This window comes from Brevundimonas kwangchunensis, assembly GCF_039523815.1.
Classification (GTDB): domain Bacteria; phylum Pseudomonadota; class Alphaproteobacteria; order Caulobacterales; family Caulobacteraceae; genus Brevundimonas; species Brevundimonas kwangchunensis.
In genome coordinates this window covers 320,114-333,700 of record NZ_BAAAGA010000005.1, presented here as the reverse complement: position 1 = coordinate 333,700, position 13,587 = coordinate 320,114, and the positions used below count along the sequence as shown (strand labels likewise).

The 13,587-nt window shown below is 68.6% G+C and carries 14 protein-coding genes; 6 read left to right on the top strand and 8 right to left on the bottom strand.

Annotated elements, in window-relative coordinates:
* Window positions 1–66 precede the first annotated feature (66 nt).
* From pyrC to ruvX, 4 genes are read right to left on the bottom strand one after another with little or no spacing between them, the layout of a single operon-like run.
* Window positions 67–1,353 (bottom strand): dihydroorotase, encoded by a 1,287-nt coding sequence (gene pyrC, locus ABDZ95_RS10780; RefSeq protein ID WP_343793553.1) that lies wholly within the window; start codon window positions 1,351–1,353, stop codon window positions 67–69.
* Window positions 1,350–2,330: an aspartate carbamoyltransferase catalytic subunit gene (locus ABDZ95_RS10775; protein WP_343793551.1), complete on the bottom strand. Its 981-nt coding sequence runs from the start codon at window positions 2,328–2,330 to the stop codon at window positions 1,350–1,352. The genes pyrC and ABDZ95_RS10775 overlap by 4 nt, the downstream gene beginning before the upstream one ends.
* Before the next feature lie 23 nt (window positions 2,331–2,353).
* Entirely contained in the window at window positions 2,354–3,277 is a 924-nt protein-coding gene (locus ABDZ95_RS10770) for an AEC family transporter (protein ID WP_343793549.1), read from the bottom strand.
* A complete protein-coding gene (gene ruvX / locus ABDZ95_RS10765) occupies window positions 3,277–3,741 on the bottom strand; it encodes a Holliday junction resolvase RuvX (protein ID WP_343794291.1) in 465 nt (154 codons plus the stop codon). Before ruvX ends, ABDZ95_RS10770 begins: the two co-directional genes overlap by 1 nt.
* A 74-nt stretch (window positions 3,742–3,815) precedes the next feature.
* Between ruvX and ABDZ95_RS10760 the strand changes: the two genes are divergently transcribed.
* Genes ABDZ95_RS10760 through ABDZ95_RS10740 form a run of 5 tightly spaced genes read left to right on the top strand, consistent with a single transcriptional unit; the run spans window position 3,816 to window position 7,034 of the window.
* Entirely contained in the window at window positions 3,816–4,346 is a 531-nt protein-coding gene (locus ABDZ95_RS10760) for a hypothetical protein (RefSeq protein ID WP_343793547.1), read from the top strand.
* The gene (locus ABDZ95_RS10755; RefSeq protein ID WP_343793545.1) at window positions 4,343–4,948 is read left to right on the top strand and encodes a class I SAM-dependent methyltransferase; all 606 of its coding nucleotides are present in this window, start codon (window positions 4,343–4,345) and stop codon (window positions 4,946–4,948) included. Before ABDZ95_RS10760 ends, ABDZ95_RS10755 begins: the two co-directional genes overlap by 4 nt.
* A gap of 55 nt (window positions 4,949–5,003) precedes the next feature.
* Entirely contained in the window at window positions 5,004–5,291 is a 288-nt protein-coding gene (gatC, locus tag ABDZ95_RS10750) for an Asp-tRNA(Asn)/Glu-tRNA(Gln) amidotransferase subunit GatC (protein WP_343793542.1), read from the top strand.
* Window positions 5,292–5,295: 4 nt separating this feature from the next.
* Window positions 5,296–6,774, top strand: a complete 1,479-nt coding sequence (gatA, locus tag ABDZ95_RS10745; RefSeq protein WP_343793540.1) for an Asp-tRNA(Asn)/Glu-tRNA(Gln) amidotransferase subunit GatA — start codon at window positions 5,296–5,298, stop codon at window positions 6,772–6,774.
* Entirely contained in the window at window positions 6,771–7,034 is a 264-nt protein-coding gene (locus ABDZ95_RS10740; RefSeq protein ID WP_343793538.1) for a hypothetical protein, read from the top strand. The genes gatA and ABDZ95_RS10740 overlap by 4 nt, the downstream gene beginning before the upstream one ends.
* Here the strand turns inward: ABDZ95_RS10740 and ABDZ95_RS10735 are convergent.
* From ABDZ95_RS10735 to ABDZ95_RS10720, 4 genes are all read right to left on the bottom strand, one after another.
* A complete protein-coding gene (locus tag ABDZ95_RS10735) occupies window positions 7,031–8,218 on the bottom strand; it encodes a DUF1501 domain-containing protein (RefSeq protein ID WP_343793536.1) in 1,188 nt (395 codons plus the stop codon). The two genes, ABDZ95_RS10740 and ABDZ95_RS10735, sit on opposite strands and share 4 nt — an antisense overlap.
* Window positions 8,215–9,699: a DUF1800 domain-containing protein gene (locus ABDZ95_RS10730; RefSeq protein WP_343793534.1), complete on the bottom strand. Its 1,485-nt coding sequence runs from the start codon at window positions 9,697–9,699 to the stop codon at window positions 8,215–8,217. The genes ABDZ95_RS10735 and ABDZ95_RS10730 overlap by 4 nt, the downstream gene beginning before the upstream one ends.
* A 65-nt stretch (window positions 9,700–9,764) precedes the next feature.
* Complete coding sequence (locus tag ABDZ95_RS10725) at window positions 9,765–11,387, bottom strand: leucyl aminopeptidase (RefSeq protein WP_343793532.1); 1,623 nt, start codon at window positions 11,385–11,387, stop codon at window positions 9,765–9,767.
* Between the two features lie 87 nt (window positions 11,388–11,474).
* The gene (locus ABDZ95_RS10720; protein ID WP_343793530.1) at window positions 11,475–11,927 is read right to left on the bottom strand and encodes a response regulator; all 453 of its coding nucleotides are present in this window, start codon (window positions 11,925–11,927) and stop codon (window positions 11,475–11,477) included.
* A 47-nt stretch (window positions 11,928–11,974) separates the two neighbouring features.
* Between ABDZ95_RS10720 and gatB the strand changes: the two genes are divergently transcribed.
* On the top strand, window positions 11,975–13,486 hold the full coding sequence (gene gatB / locus ABDZ95_RS10715; RefSeq protein WP_343793528.1) for an Asp-tRNA(Asn)/Glu-tRNA(Gln) amidotransferase subunit GatB: 1,512 nt from the start codon (window positions 11,975–11,977) through the stop codon (window positions 13,484–13,486).
* The last annotated feature ends 101 nt before the right edge of the window (window positions 13,487–13,587 follow it).

Below are 13,587 nucleotides of genomic sequence, written 5' to 3'. Positions count from 1 at the left end.
TTGAGCGTGTGTATCACGACTTTTCGCGTCTTGAAGCGGAGTTTCCGCTGATTCGGGCTCCGGCCGTCAGCGCCCTGCGTAAACGCGCCGCCCGCCGACGAAGGTTCCGGCGACCTTGCCCTGCAGGCGACGGCCATCGAAGGGCGAGTTCTTGGATTTCGACCTCAGGGCGTCCGCATCCACGACGATCGGCGCAGCGGGATCGAACAGCACGAAATCGGCCGGCGCATCGGTCGCGAGGATGCCGGCGTCCAGACCCAGCAGGGTCGCCGGGCCGTGGGTCAGGGGACGCAGCACGTCCAGCAGGTCCAGCCCGTCCTCGTGATGCAGGGTCAGGGCGGCGGGCAGCAGGGTCTCAAGGCCGATGGCGCCCGGCGCGGCCTCACCGAACGGCCGGCGCTTGTCCTCGGCCGGCGCAGGGGCGTGGGCGCTGGTGATGACGTCGATCAGTCCGTCGCGTACCGCCTCGATCATCGCCTGCCGGTCGGCCTCGGTCCGCAGCGGCGGATCCAGCCGGTAGAAGGTCCGGTAATCGCCGATGTCGATCTCGTTGAAGCAGAGGTGGTTGATCGACACCGAGGCGGCGACCTCCAGTCCCTTCGCCCGGGCGCGGGCCAGTGTTTCAAGCGCGCCGGCGGTCGAGATCTGGTCCACCAGGAACCGCGCGCCGGTCTGTTCGACCAGGGCCAGATCCCGCTCCAGCTGGATTCGCTCGGCGATGGCCGGGACCGAGGACAGGCCCAGCCGCGTCGCCAGCTCGCCCGAGGTCGCCACAGCGCCCTCGCTCAGCCATGGATCGGCCGGACGGCAGACGATCAGGGCGTTGAAGGCGGCGGCATAGCTCATCACCCGTTGCAGGGTGCGGGTGTTGGCGATGACCCGGTCGCCATCGGTGAAGTAGAGCGCGCCGGCCTCGTCCATCAGGCCAATTTCGGCCATGCGCTGGCCGTCACGGGCCTTGGTCGCCGCACCGGCGGCGCGAACGTTGACAAGCCCCAGCGCCGCGCCACGACGCTGGATGTGGTCGATCATCGCCGGGTCGTCGATGGCGGGGTCGGTGTCCGGTTGGACGACGATGGTGGTCACCCCGCCGGCCGCGGCGGCCAGGCTGGCGGACTTCAGCGTCTCCTTGGGCTCGTCACCGGGCTCGCCGGTCTTGACCCGGATGTCGATCAGGCCGGGCGCGAGGCACAGGCCGCCGGCATCCACGACCTCGACGCCGTCCGGCGCGCGGGCGGAGGCGCCGTGGACCACCTCTACGATGCGGCCGTCCTCGACCAGCACGGCGCCCGGGCCGTCATAGTCGGTCGCCGGATCGAGCAGGCGGGCGTTCAGAATGGCGAGAGCGGTCATTGGTCGGCTCCCTCGCGACGCACGGACAGGGCGGCCAGCACCGCCATGCGGGCGGCCACGCCCATCTCCACCTGATCCTGAATCAGGGAAACGTTAAGGTCGTCGGCCACGTCGGAGTCGATCTCGACGCCCCGGTTCATCGGCCCGGGATGCATGACCTTGGCGCCCGGTTTGGCCCAGGCCAGCTTCTCGCGGTCCAGACCCCAGAAGCGGAAATATTCGCGGGTCGAAGGGACCAGCGCGCCCTCCATCCGCTCAAGCTGAAGGCGCAGCATCATCACGACGTCCACGCCCTGCAGGCCGTCCTTCATGTCGTGGAAGACCTCGCAACCCCAGCGGTCGGCGTCGCCGGGCACCAGGGTCGGCGGGCCGATCAGGCGGACGCGCGCACCCATCATCGACAGCAGGGCGACGTTGGAGCGGGCCACGCGGCTGTGGGCGATGTCGCCGCAGATGGCGACGCTCAGCCCGCCGACGTCGCCGAAGGCGCGGCGCAGGCTCAGCATGTCCAGCAGGGCCTGCGTCGGGTGTTCGTGGCGGCCGTCCCCGGCGTTGACCACCGCGCAGCCGACCTTCTGCGACAGCAGGGCCGCCGCGCCCGAGGCGGAGTGGCGGACCACCAGCACGTCCGGCTTCATCGCGTTCAGGGTCGCGGCCGTGTCGATCAGGGTCTCGCCCTTGGCGACCGAGGAGGTCTTGGGCGTCAGGGCCGTCACATCGGCGCCGAGGCGTCTGGCCGCGATCTCGAACGAGGCGCTGGTGCGCGTCGAGTTCTCGAAGAACAGGTTCATCACCGTGCGGCCGCGCATGATGTCCAGCGACTTGGCCGATTGACGATTGAAATCGACGAAGGCATCGGCGAGGTCCAGCAGCGGCGGGACGGTCGCGGCGTTCAGATCGCCTGCGGACAGGAAATGGTCGCGGGGGAACGGCGCCAGCCGCTCGTGAATCAGGTCGGTGACAGCGGGCTGGGTCATCGAGACGCGGCTATACGGCCTCGTCAGACCAAATGGAACAGGGTCAGCAGGATCGGTATGCTCAGAGCGCTGCCAACCGTGGTCAAAGCCACGATCCCGGCCATCAGAGGCGCGTCCCCGCCCATCTGTCGCGCCAGCAGATAGGCGGCCGCTGCGCCGGGCGCAGCGCCGCAGAGGAGGGCGGTGCCCTGGGCCAGCTGGTCGCCGCCGAACAGGATGCACAGGCCCCACATCAGCGGCGGCATGACGCCCAGCTTGACGAAGGTGACCGCAGCCACCGTCCATTTGCGCCGGGCGACCTCGGCGAAGCTCAGGCCCGCCCCGGCCACGATCAGGCCCAGCGGCAGGGCCGCACCGCCCAGCAGTTCCAGCGTCTCGGAGACCCCCGGGATCGGGGGCACGCGCAGGAAGTTCAGGACCAGACCTGTCAGGCAGGCCACGAGGATCGGATTGGCCAGCATGGCCTTCGTCAGCGCCAACGGCGACACGCCCCGCTGGTCCGCACCCCAGCGCGCGAGAACGGCCACGCAGGCGATGTTGGTCACCGGAATGATGCAGGCGATCATCACGGCCGCCAGCGCCAGCCCTTCGGCCCCGAAGACGGCCTGGATGACCGGCAGGAAGACGAAGCTGTTCCAGCGGATCACGCCCTGGAACACGCTGGTGTAGGCCGGGCCTTCAAGCCTGATCAGGGGCTTGGCCAGAAGGGCGCAGGTCCCGACGATGATGACGGCGACCACGGCCGAGGCCGCCGCTGCGCCCGCGCTGCCGCCCGACAGATCCGCACCCCAGATCGAGGGCACGAGGAAACCGGGATAGAGCAGATTGATCGACAGCTTCTCGATCGGCCGCCAGGTCGCGTCGGGCAGGAAGTCGGATTTTCTTAGACCATAGCCGATGGCGATCAGGGCGAAGACCGGAAGAACGCCCGCGAACAGTCCGCCCATCAGCCCCTCAGTCGATCCAGCGCGCCCTGCAGGATCCAGGCGGCGGCGGTGCGGTCCACGACCTCGGCCCGGCGCTTGCGGGTCAGATCCAGCTCGTCGATCAGGAAGCGTTCGACGGCCGTGGTCGACAGCCGCTCGTCCTGAAAGGTCACCGGCACCTCGCGGATGCGCTGCAGATTGCGGGCGAAGGCGCGGCAGGACTGGGCGCGCGGCCCTTCGGTTCCGTCCATGTTCAGGGGCAAGCCGATCACCAGCCCGGTCGCGCCGCGGCTGTCCATCAGCTTCAGCACCCGGTTGGCGTCGTCGGTGAACTTCGTCTTGCGGATCAGCTCCATCGGGCTGGCGATCATGCGAAGGGCGTCCGACGCCGCCACGCCGATGGTCTTCTCGCCGAGATCGAGCCCAAGCCACGGCGTGTCGCGCGGCGTCTGCTCGGCCAGTTCCTGAAGGGTGAGTACGGTCACGCCGTGGCGGTAGGACTGGCGGGCGGCGCTGGCAAGGTGCAAGCTGGCTGCAGAGGGCGAATTGGGAGGGTTCGATGAGACATCCGGTCGTTTTTCTCGCGGCGTTGCTCGGGCTCACCGCCTGCGACGCCCAGGTCGAGAGCCGCAGGGAGGCCGTACCGCCTGCCGAGGCGCCGCCTCCGCCCGTCCAGTCCCGGGACCCGCTGGTCGCCGGCGGCCCGGCTGCGACGGTGCAACCCGACGCCGACATGAACATCCAGTGGGCGGCCTCTGTGGTGCGCCTCGACCCGCTGGATCGGCAGGGCGGAGCGACAGTGAAGCTGTTCGGCACGGCCGGCGGCGATCCCGCCATGAACGGCCTCTACACCCACATCGCCTTCTTCAGGTCCTCGGCCGAAGGCTGGGCCGTGTTCCGGATCGGCGATGTGCTGGACTACGAAATCCTGTCCGAGGCGCCCGGACGCGTCGATCTGAAGCTTGAGGAAAGCACGATGGACGAGGCGACCGGCCAGATCGGCAGCCGCGAGCGTCGGATCATCGTCTCCTGGACGCCCGGCGCGGACGAGGCTCCGCCCGCGAGCGTCTCGGTGACCCCGGCCCGGTGACCGAACCGAGCCGTAACCGGCGCACCGTCGCCGCCTATGACGACTACGCCGAGAAGTATGCCGAGGTGACGCGGGACCGTCTGCCGATAGGCGACGAGGCGCTAGCCCACTTCGCCGACGCGCTCGGACCTGGCGCACGGGTTCTGGAGGTCGCATCCGGCCCTGGATGGGATGCCGACGAACTGGAAAGGCGGGGCCTGCATGTGCGCCGCACTGACCTGTCCGAAGGTTTCATCGCCGTCCAGCGGCGGCGCGGAAAGGTCGTAGAGCCGCTGGATCTCGTGAGCGACGATCTGGGCGGGCCGTGGGAAGGCCTGATGGCGCTCTACGTCCTGCAGCACATCGAACGCGGCGGGATGGAGGGCGTGATCCGGCGCATCGTCGCTGCGCTGCGGCCCGGCGGCCTGTTCCTGACCAGCTTTCAGGAAGGCGAGGGCGAGTGGCGTCAGACGGGCTCGGAGGGCGGGACCTACACCATGATCTGCTGGCGGCCTGCGGACATGCTCGATCTGATGGCGGGATGCGGGCTTGAGGTGGACTGGAGCCACAGTTTCGAGGGCGACGAGGCGCGCTGGACCATCCTGATTGCGCGCCGTCCTTGAGATTCGGCCGCCGCGCGGCTAGTCCAACCGTTCCGCATTCGCATTGGAGGGCCGCATGGCCATCGACGCCGCGACGGTGCGCAAGGTCGCACACCTCGCCCGCATCAAGACTTCAGAGGATCGGCTCGAGCCCCTCGCGGCCGAGCTGAACGGCATCCTGTCGTGGATCGAGCAGTTGAACGAGGTCGACGTCGACGGCGTCGAGCCGATGACCTCCAATGTGGCCCAGCCGCTGCGCCTGCGCGACGATGTCGTCACCGACGGCGCCAAGGTCGACGCCGTCCTGTCCAATGCTCCGAAGTCGGCTGACGGCTTCTATGTCGTGCCCAAGGTGGTCGAGTAGTCCCATGACCGACCTCACGAAACTGACCCTCAAGGCCGCCATCGACGGCCTCAAGGCCCGCGATTTCTCCTCGGAGGAAATCACCAAGGCCTTCGTCGCCAACATCGACGCCGCCAACCCGACGTTGAACGCCTATGTGACCCAGACGACCGACAAGGCGCTGGAGATGGCGCGCGCCTCCGACGCGAAGCTGGCCAAGGGCGAGGGCGGGGCGCTGGAAGGCGCGCCGCTGGGCATCAAGGACCTGTTCTGCACCGACGGCGTCCAGACGACCGCGGGCTCCAACATGCTGCGCGGCTTCGTGCCGCCGTATGAATCGACCGTCACGGCCAATCTGTGGGCTGACGGCGCGGTCATGCTCGGCAAGCTGAACATGGACGAGTTCGCCATGGGCTCGTCCAACGAGACCTCGGCGTTCGGTTCGGTCGTGAACCCATGGAAATCAAAGACGTCGAACGCTGATCTGACGCCGGGCGGCAGCTCGGGCGGCTCGGCTTCTGCTGTCGCCGGAGACCTCTGTCTGGCCGCCACGGCTTCGGACACCGGCGGTTCGATCCGTCAGCCGGCCGCCTTCACCGGCACCGTCGGCATCAAGCCGACCTATGGCCGCGCCAGCCGCTTCGGCATGGTCGCCTTCGCCAGTTCGCTGGATCAGGCCGGCCCGATCACGAAGACGGTCGAGGACGCCGCCATCCTGCTGCGCTCGATGTGCTCGTTCGACGTGAAGGACTCCACCAGCCTGAATGTCGAGACGCCGGACTGGACGCAGTCGCTGGGCAAGGGCGTGAAGGGCCTGCGCATCGGCGTGCCGAAGGAATACGTCGTCGACGGCATGCCCGCCGAAATCCAGAAGCTGTGGGACCAGGGCGTCGAATGGCTGAAGGCCGCGGGCGCCGAGATCGTCGAGATCAGCCTGCCGCACACCAAATACGCCCTGCCGGCCTACTACATCGTCGCCCCGGCCGAGGCGTCGTCGAACCTCGCGCGCTACGACGGCATGCGCTTCGGCCACCGCGCCGAGGGCACGACCTCGCTGACGGACCTTTACGAGACCAGCCGCGCCGAGGGCTTCGGCAAGGAGGTCCAGCGCCGCCTGACCATCGGCGCCTATGTTCTGTCGGCCGGCTTCTATGACGCCTATTACGTCCGTGCCCTGAAGGTGCGCCGTCGTATCGCCGAGGACTTCGACAACGTCTGGGGCAAGGTCGATGCGATCCTGACCCCGTCTACGCCCTCCGCAGCGTTCGCTATCGGCGACAGGCAGATCGATCCGCTGCAGATGTACCTGAACGACATCTTCACGGTGACCGCCAACCTCGCCGGCCTGCCGGGCATCTCGGTGCCGGCCGGTCTGGACGCCGGCGGCCTGCCGCTGGGCCTCCAGGTCATCGGCAAGGCGCTGGACGAGGCTACGGTCTTCCAGGTCGCCGACGTGCTCGAACAGTCGGCGGGCTTCACCGCCCGGCCCGAGAAGTGGTGGTGAGCGGGAATAAACCTCGCTCGCTTCCGGCGTTCCTGATCGGTCTGGGGGCGGCGCTTCTTTCCGGCGGCCTGATCGCCGTCGCAGCCCTGGTTTTTGTGGCGATCGAGGCCGGTCTCATCGACCTTTGGAAAGCGGCTGGCTGGGCCGATCCCTCGCTCTATTTCTGCCTCGCCTTCGCCGTTGTCTTTGCCATCACAGCGGGGGTCGGCGCACATCTCTGTCGCTTGGGATACCGCCTTTTGAAGGCGGCGAGAGGCTAGACCAGCCCCTCCATCGTCGGCGCTTCCGCCGCGCTGCCGGGGAATACCCGCTGGTCCAGCGCGGCGCGGTCCACGCCGATGTGGTCGCGAAGCACGCCCTTGAAGACCGAGCGAACATCGATGGTCGGCGTCAGGTCGCGGCTTTCGAACAGGCGGTTGTCGGCCAATGTCGGCCAGTCGCCGATCATGCCCCCGGGCTTCAGCGCGCCGCCGGTCAGCAGCATGGACGAGCCCGTGCCGTGGTCGGTGCCCTGGGTGCCGTTGGCGCGGGCGGTGCGACCGAACTCGGTGGCCACGACCACCACCGTATTGGCCCACTGGTCGCCCAACCCGTCGTGCAGGCCGCCAATGACCTGATCCAGTCCGGTCAGACGCGTCTGGAGCTGGGCGTTCTGTCGCGCGTGGGTGTCCCATCCGTCGATCGACAGCGCAACGACATCGGCGCCGTCCTCCCCGGTCATCAGCCGCGCGACCGCCTGACCCAGACCGTTGACGTCGTTACGGCGCAGGGACGTGTCGCCGCCCGCCGCCGCCAGAGCCTCGGTCTCCAGCCCGCGCGCCAGATTGCCCTGCAGCATCGGATCGTCGACGTAGAGATCCTGCAGCAGCGAGGCGATGCGGTCCTCGCCCTTCACCAGACCGCCGGGCGCCCAGCTGGATGTCTCGGCCTGACCGCGCAGGATCAATGGCGTCTGGGCGCCGATGGACAGGCCCTTGACGGCGCCGGAACCGCCCGCGGCGACCAGAGCGCGGTTCAGCCAGCCGTCGGCCTGCTGCCGCAGGCCTTCGCCGCCGTTCTCCAGCACGTCCTGCGCATCGAAATGCGAGCGGACCCGCACCGGAATGGCCGCCGCCGCCGCGAACCGCATCTGGCCGGCGTCGTACATCGCCTTCAGGCCAGGCAAGGCGGGGTGCAGGCCGAAGCTGTCGTCGAGCGCCAGCGCGCCGTTGGCCTGCCCCGGCGCGCCGATGGCCAGGCCGCCACGCAGGTTGCGATAGTTGGGGTCGGCGTGGGGCACGGTCACGGACAGGCCGTCCATGGCGCCGCGCGCGATCACCACCACCAGCTTGTTGCGCGCTCCGCTGGTCTGCGCCGCCGCCTGTCCCGCATAGGCCAGACCGATGCCGGCGAGGGAGCCGCCCAGCAGCAGGCGGCGGTTCAGGGCGAAGGGGGAATGGGTCATCGGCGCTGGAACTCCGGCGACATCAGGAACAGGGTGACCGCCTCGGCGCGGCTTTCGGCGCGGGAGACGAACTGGCGGGTCCGGGGTGTCAGCCGGTCACCCAGCGCGGCCTCGGCAAGGGCGACGGCGTCGACATCGCCGGCCATGTCTCCGGCGGCCTTGGCCCAGTTCAGGCGCTTCACCAGCGCATCGGGGCCTGCCCAATCCGCGGCCGTGTCGGGCCAGCCCTCGGGCGAGGGCGCGGCGAAGGCCGGCTGGCCCATCTGGACCAGAGCCTGCTGCAGCGGCTGCGGCCGGTTCGGCTGCGTGCCGAAGGCGCGATGGCTGGAGACGATGAATTCGTAGGGCGTCTTCACCTTGCCGGCGGCGGGCGCCCAGCTCTCGGGCGCCTCGACCAGGGCCCGCGCCACGGTCGACAGATCGCCGCGCGAGCCGGTCCAGGCCGCTTCCAGCCTGCGCACCAGCGCCTCGGGCGGATCGTCAGCGATGAAATGCTGCGCGATCTTGCGGGACAGACGACGGGCCGTCTCGGGGCGGTTGGCCAGATCGGTCAGGATCGCCTCGCCCTGCGCCGCGCCGGCCTCGGCATAGGTGCGGCCCAGTACGGTGCGCCGGCCGGGCTCGTGGATGGCGGCGCGGAAGATGAAGCCGTCCTCCGGCCGCGCCTGCTGTCGCATGGCCGCTCTTCGGCCGGTCACGCCACGAGCGCCGACGCTTTGCTCGCGGGCGTTTGGAACGCTCCAGCCGGTCAGGGCGCGGGCGAATTCGGTGACGTCGGCCTGGGTATAGCCGCCGTCCGAACCGACCGTGTGCAGCTCGAGGATTTCGCGGGCGAGGTTCTCGTTCAGCCCGGCCTGCCGACGCTCACCCGCCATGCTGTTCGGGCCGACAGACTGGGCCTGATCGAGGTAGAGCAGCATGGCCGGATGCCGTTCGGCGGCCAGTGTCAGATCCTCGAACCTGCCGAAGACATGGGGGCGGATCGCCTCGCGCTCGTACTGGCCGACGAAGACGGCCGTCTGGAACTTGGTCGCCGAGGCTGTGAAGGCGTTAGCCCAGAACAGGGCCCAGCGCTCGGCAAACCCCGCCTCGGTCGTCGCGCCCAGCTTCGCCCGGGCCAGAAACTCCTGAGCGGTGTCCTGAACGAGGTTGCGACGGCTGCGGCGGCGGGCGTCGAAGGCGGCCTGGGCCTGCGGGTTTTCGTCCGACTGCGCTTGCATCGACGCCGGCTGCATCGCCGGTTGGCCGTTCTCCCGCCGAACCTGACGGGCATCCCGCGTTTCGGCTTGATAGGCGTGCCAGCTTTCGACGCGCTGGTCGGTCGTTTCGAACTCGCCAGTCGGGATCGGCGCGCCATTGGGGTTGATCTGGCCCGCCAGCCAGCCGCGCGGGTCACGCGCGACTGAGGCGATTTCGCCCGGGCGGGCGCCGAGCCCAAACCGGGTCAGCGCGATGGCGGCGTCCTGCGGCGGTGACGACATCTCGACCTTCCCTTGGCAGTCCTTGGGAGATCTAACGCGTCAGCCGCCGCATTCCGGCGAAGAAATCAGCCGCCGCCGTTCTGGGGCCCGCGCGGTACGGGCTGGTAGGCCCGCACGAACTCTTCCAGCAGACGCACGCTGAAGCCGGCGGAACCGGCCGGTTTCCAGTCGTTGGCGCTTCCGTAGGCCATGTTGGCGATGTCGAGGTGGGCCCACGGAATGTCGCGGCTGACGAACTCGCCGATGAAGTGGGCGCCTGTTCCCGCGCCGGCCCCGCCCGATCCGGTGTTCTGCAGATCCGCGATGCTCGACGAGACGAAGCCGCCGTAGTTCGAGGCCAGCGGCAGACGCCACAGGCGCTCTCCCGTCGCCCGGCCGGCGGTGTCCAGTTGATCCGCCAGCGCATCGTGACGGCTGAAGAGACCCGCATAGTCGTTGCCCAGCGCACCGCCGACGGCGCCGGTCAGGGTGGCGACATCGACGATCACCGAGGGGTTCAGGTTTCGCTCGGTCCAGACCAGGGCGTCGGCCAGCACAAGGCGGCCCTCGGCGTCGGTGGAGATGACCTCGATGGTCTTGCCGTTCATGGCGGTCAGGACGTCGCCCGGCCGGATCGCATTGCCGTCGGGCATGTTCTCGGCGAGAGCCGCGACCGCGACCACATCGACCGGCGCGCCGGACCGGGCGAGGGCCAGCACCGCGCCGGTCACGGCCGCCGCGCCGGACATGTCCATCTTCATGTTGCCCATGTTGGCCGACGGCTTGATGGAGATGCCGCCGGTGTCGAAGGTGATGCCCTTGCCGACCAGCGCGATCGGACCGCCTTCTGGCGCTCCGGCGCCGCGGTAGCGGACGACCAGCAGGCGAGGGGGTCGCTCCGACCCCTGACCCACACCCAGCAAGGCCCCCATGCCCAGACGCTCCATCGCCGGCACGTCCAGCACCTCGATTGTCACGCCGCGAACGCCCTGGAAGGCCGCGCGGGCGCGGGCGACGAAGGTCTCCGGATAGACGACGTTGGCCGGCTCGTTGGAGATGTCGCGCACCCAGGTCATGGCGTCGACCAAGGCCGCGCCTCGGGCAGCATAGGCCGCGCGGGCGGCGTCCGCGCTGTCCGTGACGATGGTCACGCCGCCGGGCGTCGTCGCTTCCCGGCGCGAGCTGTAGAGGTCCGAACGGTAGTGACCGATGCCCAAGCCGGTCGCCAGGCTGGCTGCCGCTTCCGCCGGAAGACCCTGCGCCAGCACGGTCACCGGACCGGTGTCGCTCATCACGGCGCGTCCTGCGACCGCGCCGCTCCACTGGACGTCGGCTCCTTCGGCGCCAGCTCCAATGCCCGTGACCAGAATGCGGTCCCAACCGCCGATCCCGCGCAGGCTCAGGGTCTGGCGTGCGCCGTAGCTGAACGAAGCTGACGCCAGCGCACGCTCGATCGCCTCACGATCCGACGCGCCAAGCGATGCAGCCCGCGTTGGCAGGTCGCCCGCGGCGGCCAGCGGCAGGATCAGCACGCCGGATTGCGTCGCCGGAGCCGCCGCGAAGGCGATCTCGCGCGGCGTCGTGACGGCAGCGCGGCTCTCCGCGGCGGCCCCACGCGACTGCGCGACGACGATCTGCGGCGTGGACAGGGTCAGCGCGGCCGCCATCAGGGCGGCGGGCGCGGCGAGCGTGCGAAGTCGGCGATTCATCTGGTCCTCCCGGATTCTGGAACCGGGAGACTGGTGCAGTGCGCCGAACCGTCACAATGCGACCAATCGCGCGCGTCGATCAGGGGATCAGGCGGCGGCTGGCATCAGCCGCTGGATGCGACGGATCAGTTCCGCGTCATTGCCCGTTTTCACGATGTAGTCCCGGGCGCCGAGCGCAACCGCACGCCTCACGTCTTCCTCACGGCGGCGAGCGCTCAGAACCACCACGGGAACGTCGAAACCGGGAGGATTGGCCCTGAGGGCCTCGAGAACCCCAAACCCGTCCAGTTCGGGCATGTTGATGTCCAGCACCAGAACATGCGGTTGAAGGGTCAAAACACGCTGCAGGGCCTCGTTGCCGGTGCGCGCGGTGTGAACCTCGTAGCCGTTCGAGGTCAGCCGCGCTCGCAGAGCCTCGCGGAACAGGCCGTCATCTTCAGCCAACAGCACGCGGTGCGGGTCGGTTGCCATCTGCCCAATGCAACTCTCATGTAATGATCCAACCTTAGCGCGAGCTTCGAGGGATGCAAGGTTGAGCATTGCGGCGGTCCTTGAGGCGGTGCGCGGCTCCGCGCTATAGCCGTGACATGACCGATACGATCGACACCGCTGCGACCTCCAAACTCATCCAAGGCCGGACCGGCGACTGGGAAATCGTCATGGGGCTGGAGATCCACGCCCAGGTGGCGTCGAACGCGAAGCTGTTCTCCGGAGCCGCCGTCGGGTTCGGAGCCGGACCGAACGAGCAGGTCTCGCTGGTGGATGCCGGGTTCCCGGGCATGCTGCCGACGCTGAACCGCCACTGCGTCGAGCAGGCGGTGAAGACGGGTCTGGGCCTCAAGGCGCAGATCAACCTGAAGAGCCAGTTCGACCGGAAGAACTATTTCTATCCGGATCTGCCGACGGGCTATCAGATCAGCCAGTTGTTCTTCCCCATCGTCGGCGAGGGCGTCGTCGAGGTCGAGGCCGAGGACGGCAGCTTCTTCAACGTCGGCATCGAGCGCCTGCACCTGGAACAGGACGCAGGCAAGCTGATCCACGACCTGTCGCCGACCGAGAGCTTCGTTGACCTGAACCGGGCCGGCACGGCCCTGATGGAGATCGTCTCGCGGCCGGACATCCGTACGCCGGAGCAGGCGGTCGCCTACGTCAAGAAGATCCGCACCATCCTGATGTATCTGGGCACCTGCGACGGGGACATGGAGAAGGGCAACCTGCGGGCGGACGTGAACGTCTCGGTCTGCCGTGCGGGCAACTACGACAAGTTCAAGGCCAGCGGCGACTTCAGCTATCTGGGCACCCGCTGCGAGATCAAGAACGTGAACTCGTTCCGCTTCATCTCGCAGGCGATCAACTACGAGGCCCGTCGCCAGATCGAGATCGTCGAGGACGGCGGCTCGGTGATCCAGGAAACCCGCCTGTACGATCCGACCAAGGGCGAGACCCGCTCGATGCGGTCCAAGGAAGAGGCGATGGACTATCGCTACTTCCCGGATCCGGACCTGCTGCCGCTGCAGCTGGAGCAGGCCTGGATCGACGACATCCGCGCCAGCCTGCCGGAGTTGCCCGACGAGAAGCGTCGGCGCCTGATGGCCGACTACGGTCTGTCGCAGTACGACGCCATCGTCCTGATTTCGGAGCAGGCCAAGGCCGACTATTTCGAGGCGGCCGCCAGGGGGCGCGACGCCAAGCTGGTCGCCAACTGGGTGACGAACGAGCTGTCGGCCCGTCTGGCTGCGGACGGAAAGGACTTCTCGGAGAACACCCTGCCAGCCTCGCACATCGCCGAGCTGGTCGAGCTGATCGAGAACGGGACGATCTCGTCCAAGATCGCCAAGGAAGTCTTCGACCACGTCTGGAACGGCGAGGGCTCGCCGGCCGAGGTCGTCGACAAGCACGGCCTGAAGCAGGTGACCGATACCGGCGCCATCGAGAAGGCCGTCGACGACATCATCGCCGCCAACCCGGACAAGGCCGCCGCGGTCGCCGAGAAGCCCCAGGCCATCGGCTGGTTCGTCGGTCAGGTCATGAAGGCTACCGGTGGCAAGGCCAATCCGGCCGCGGTCAATGACATCCTGAAGGCCAAGCTGGGGCTCTGACCCCTCCGTCTCTCTCGCTTCAGCGCCAAGCCACCTTTCCACGCAGTGGGGACGGGGGCCATGCGAAGCATGGTGGAGGGGTGACAAACAAAACGCCCGCC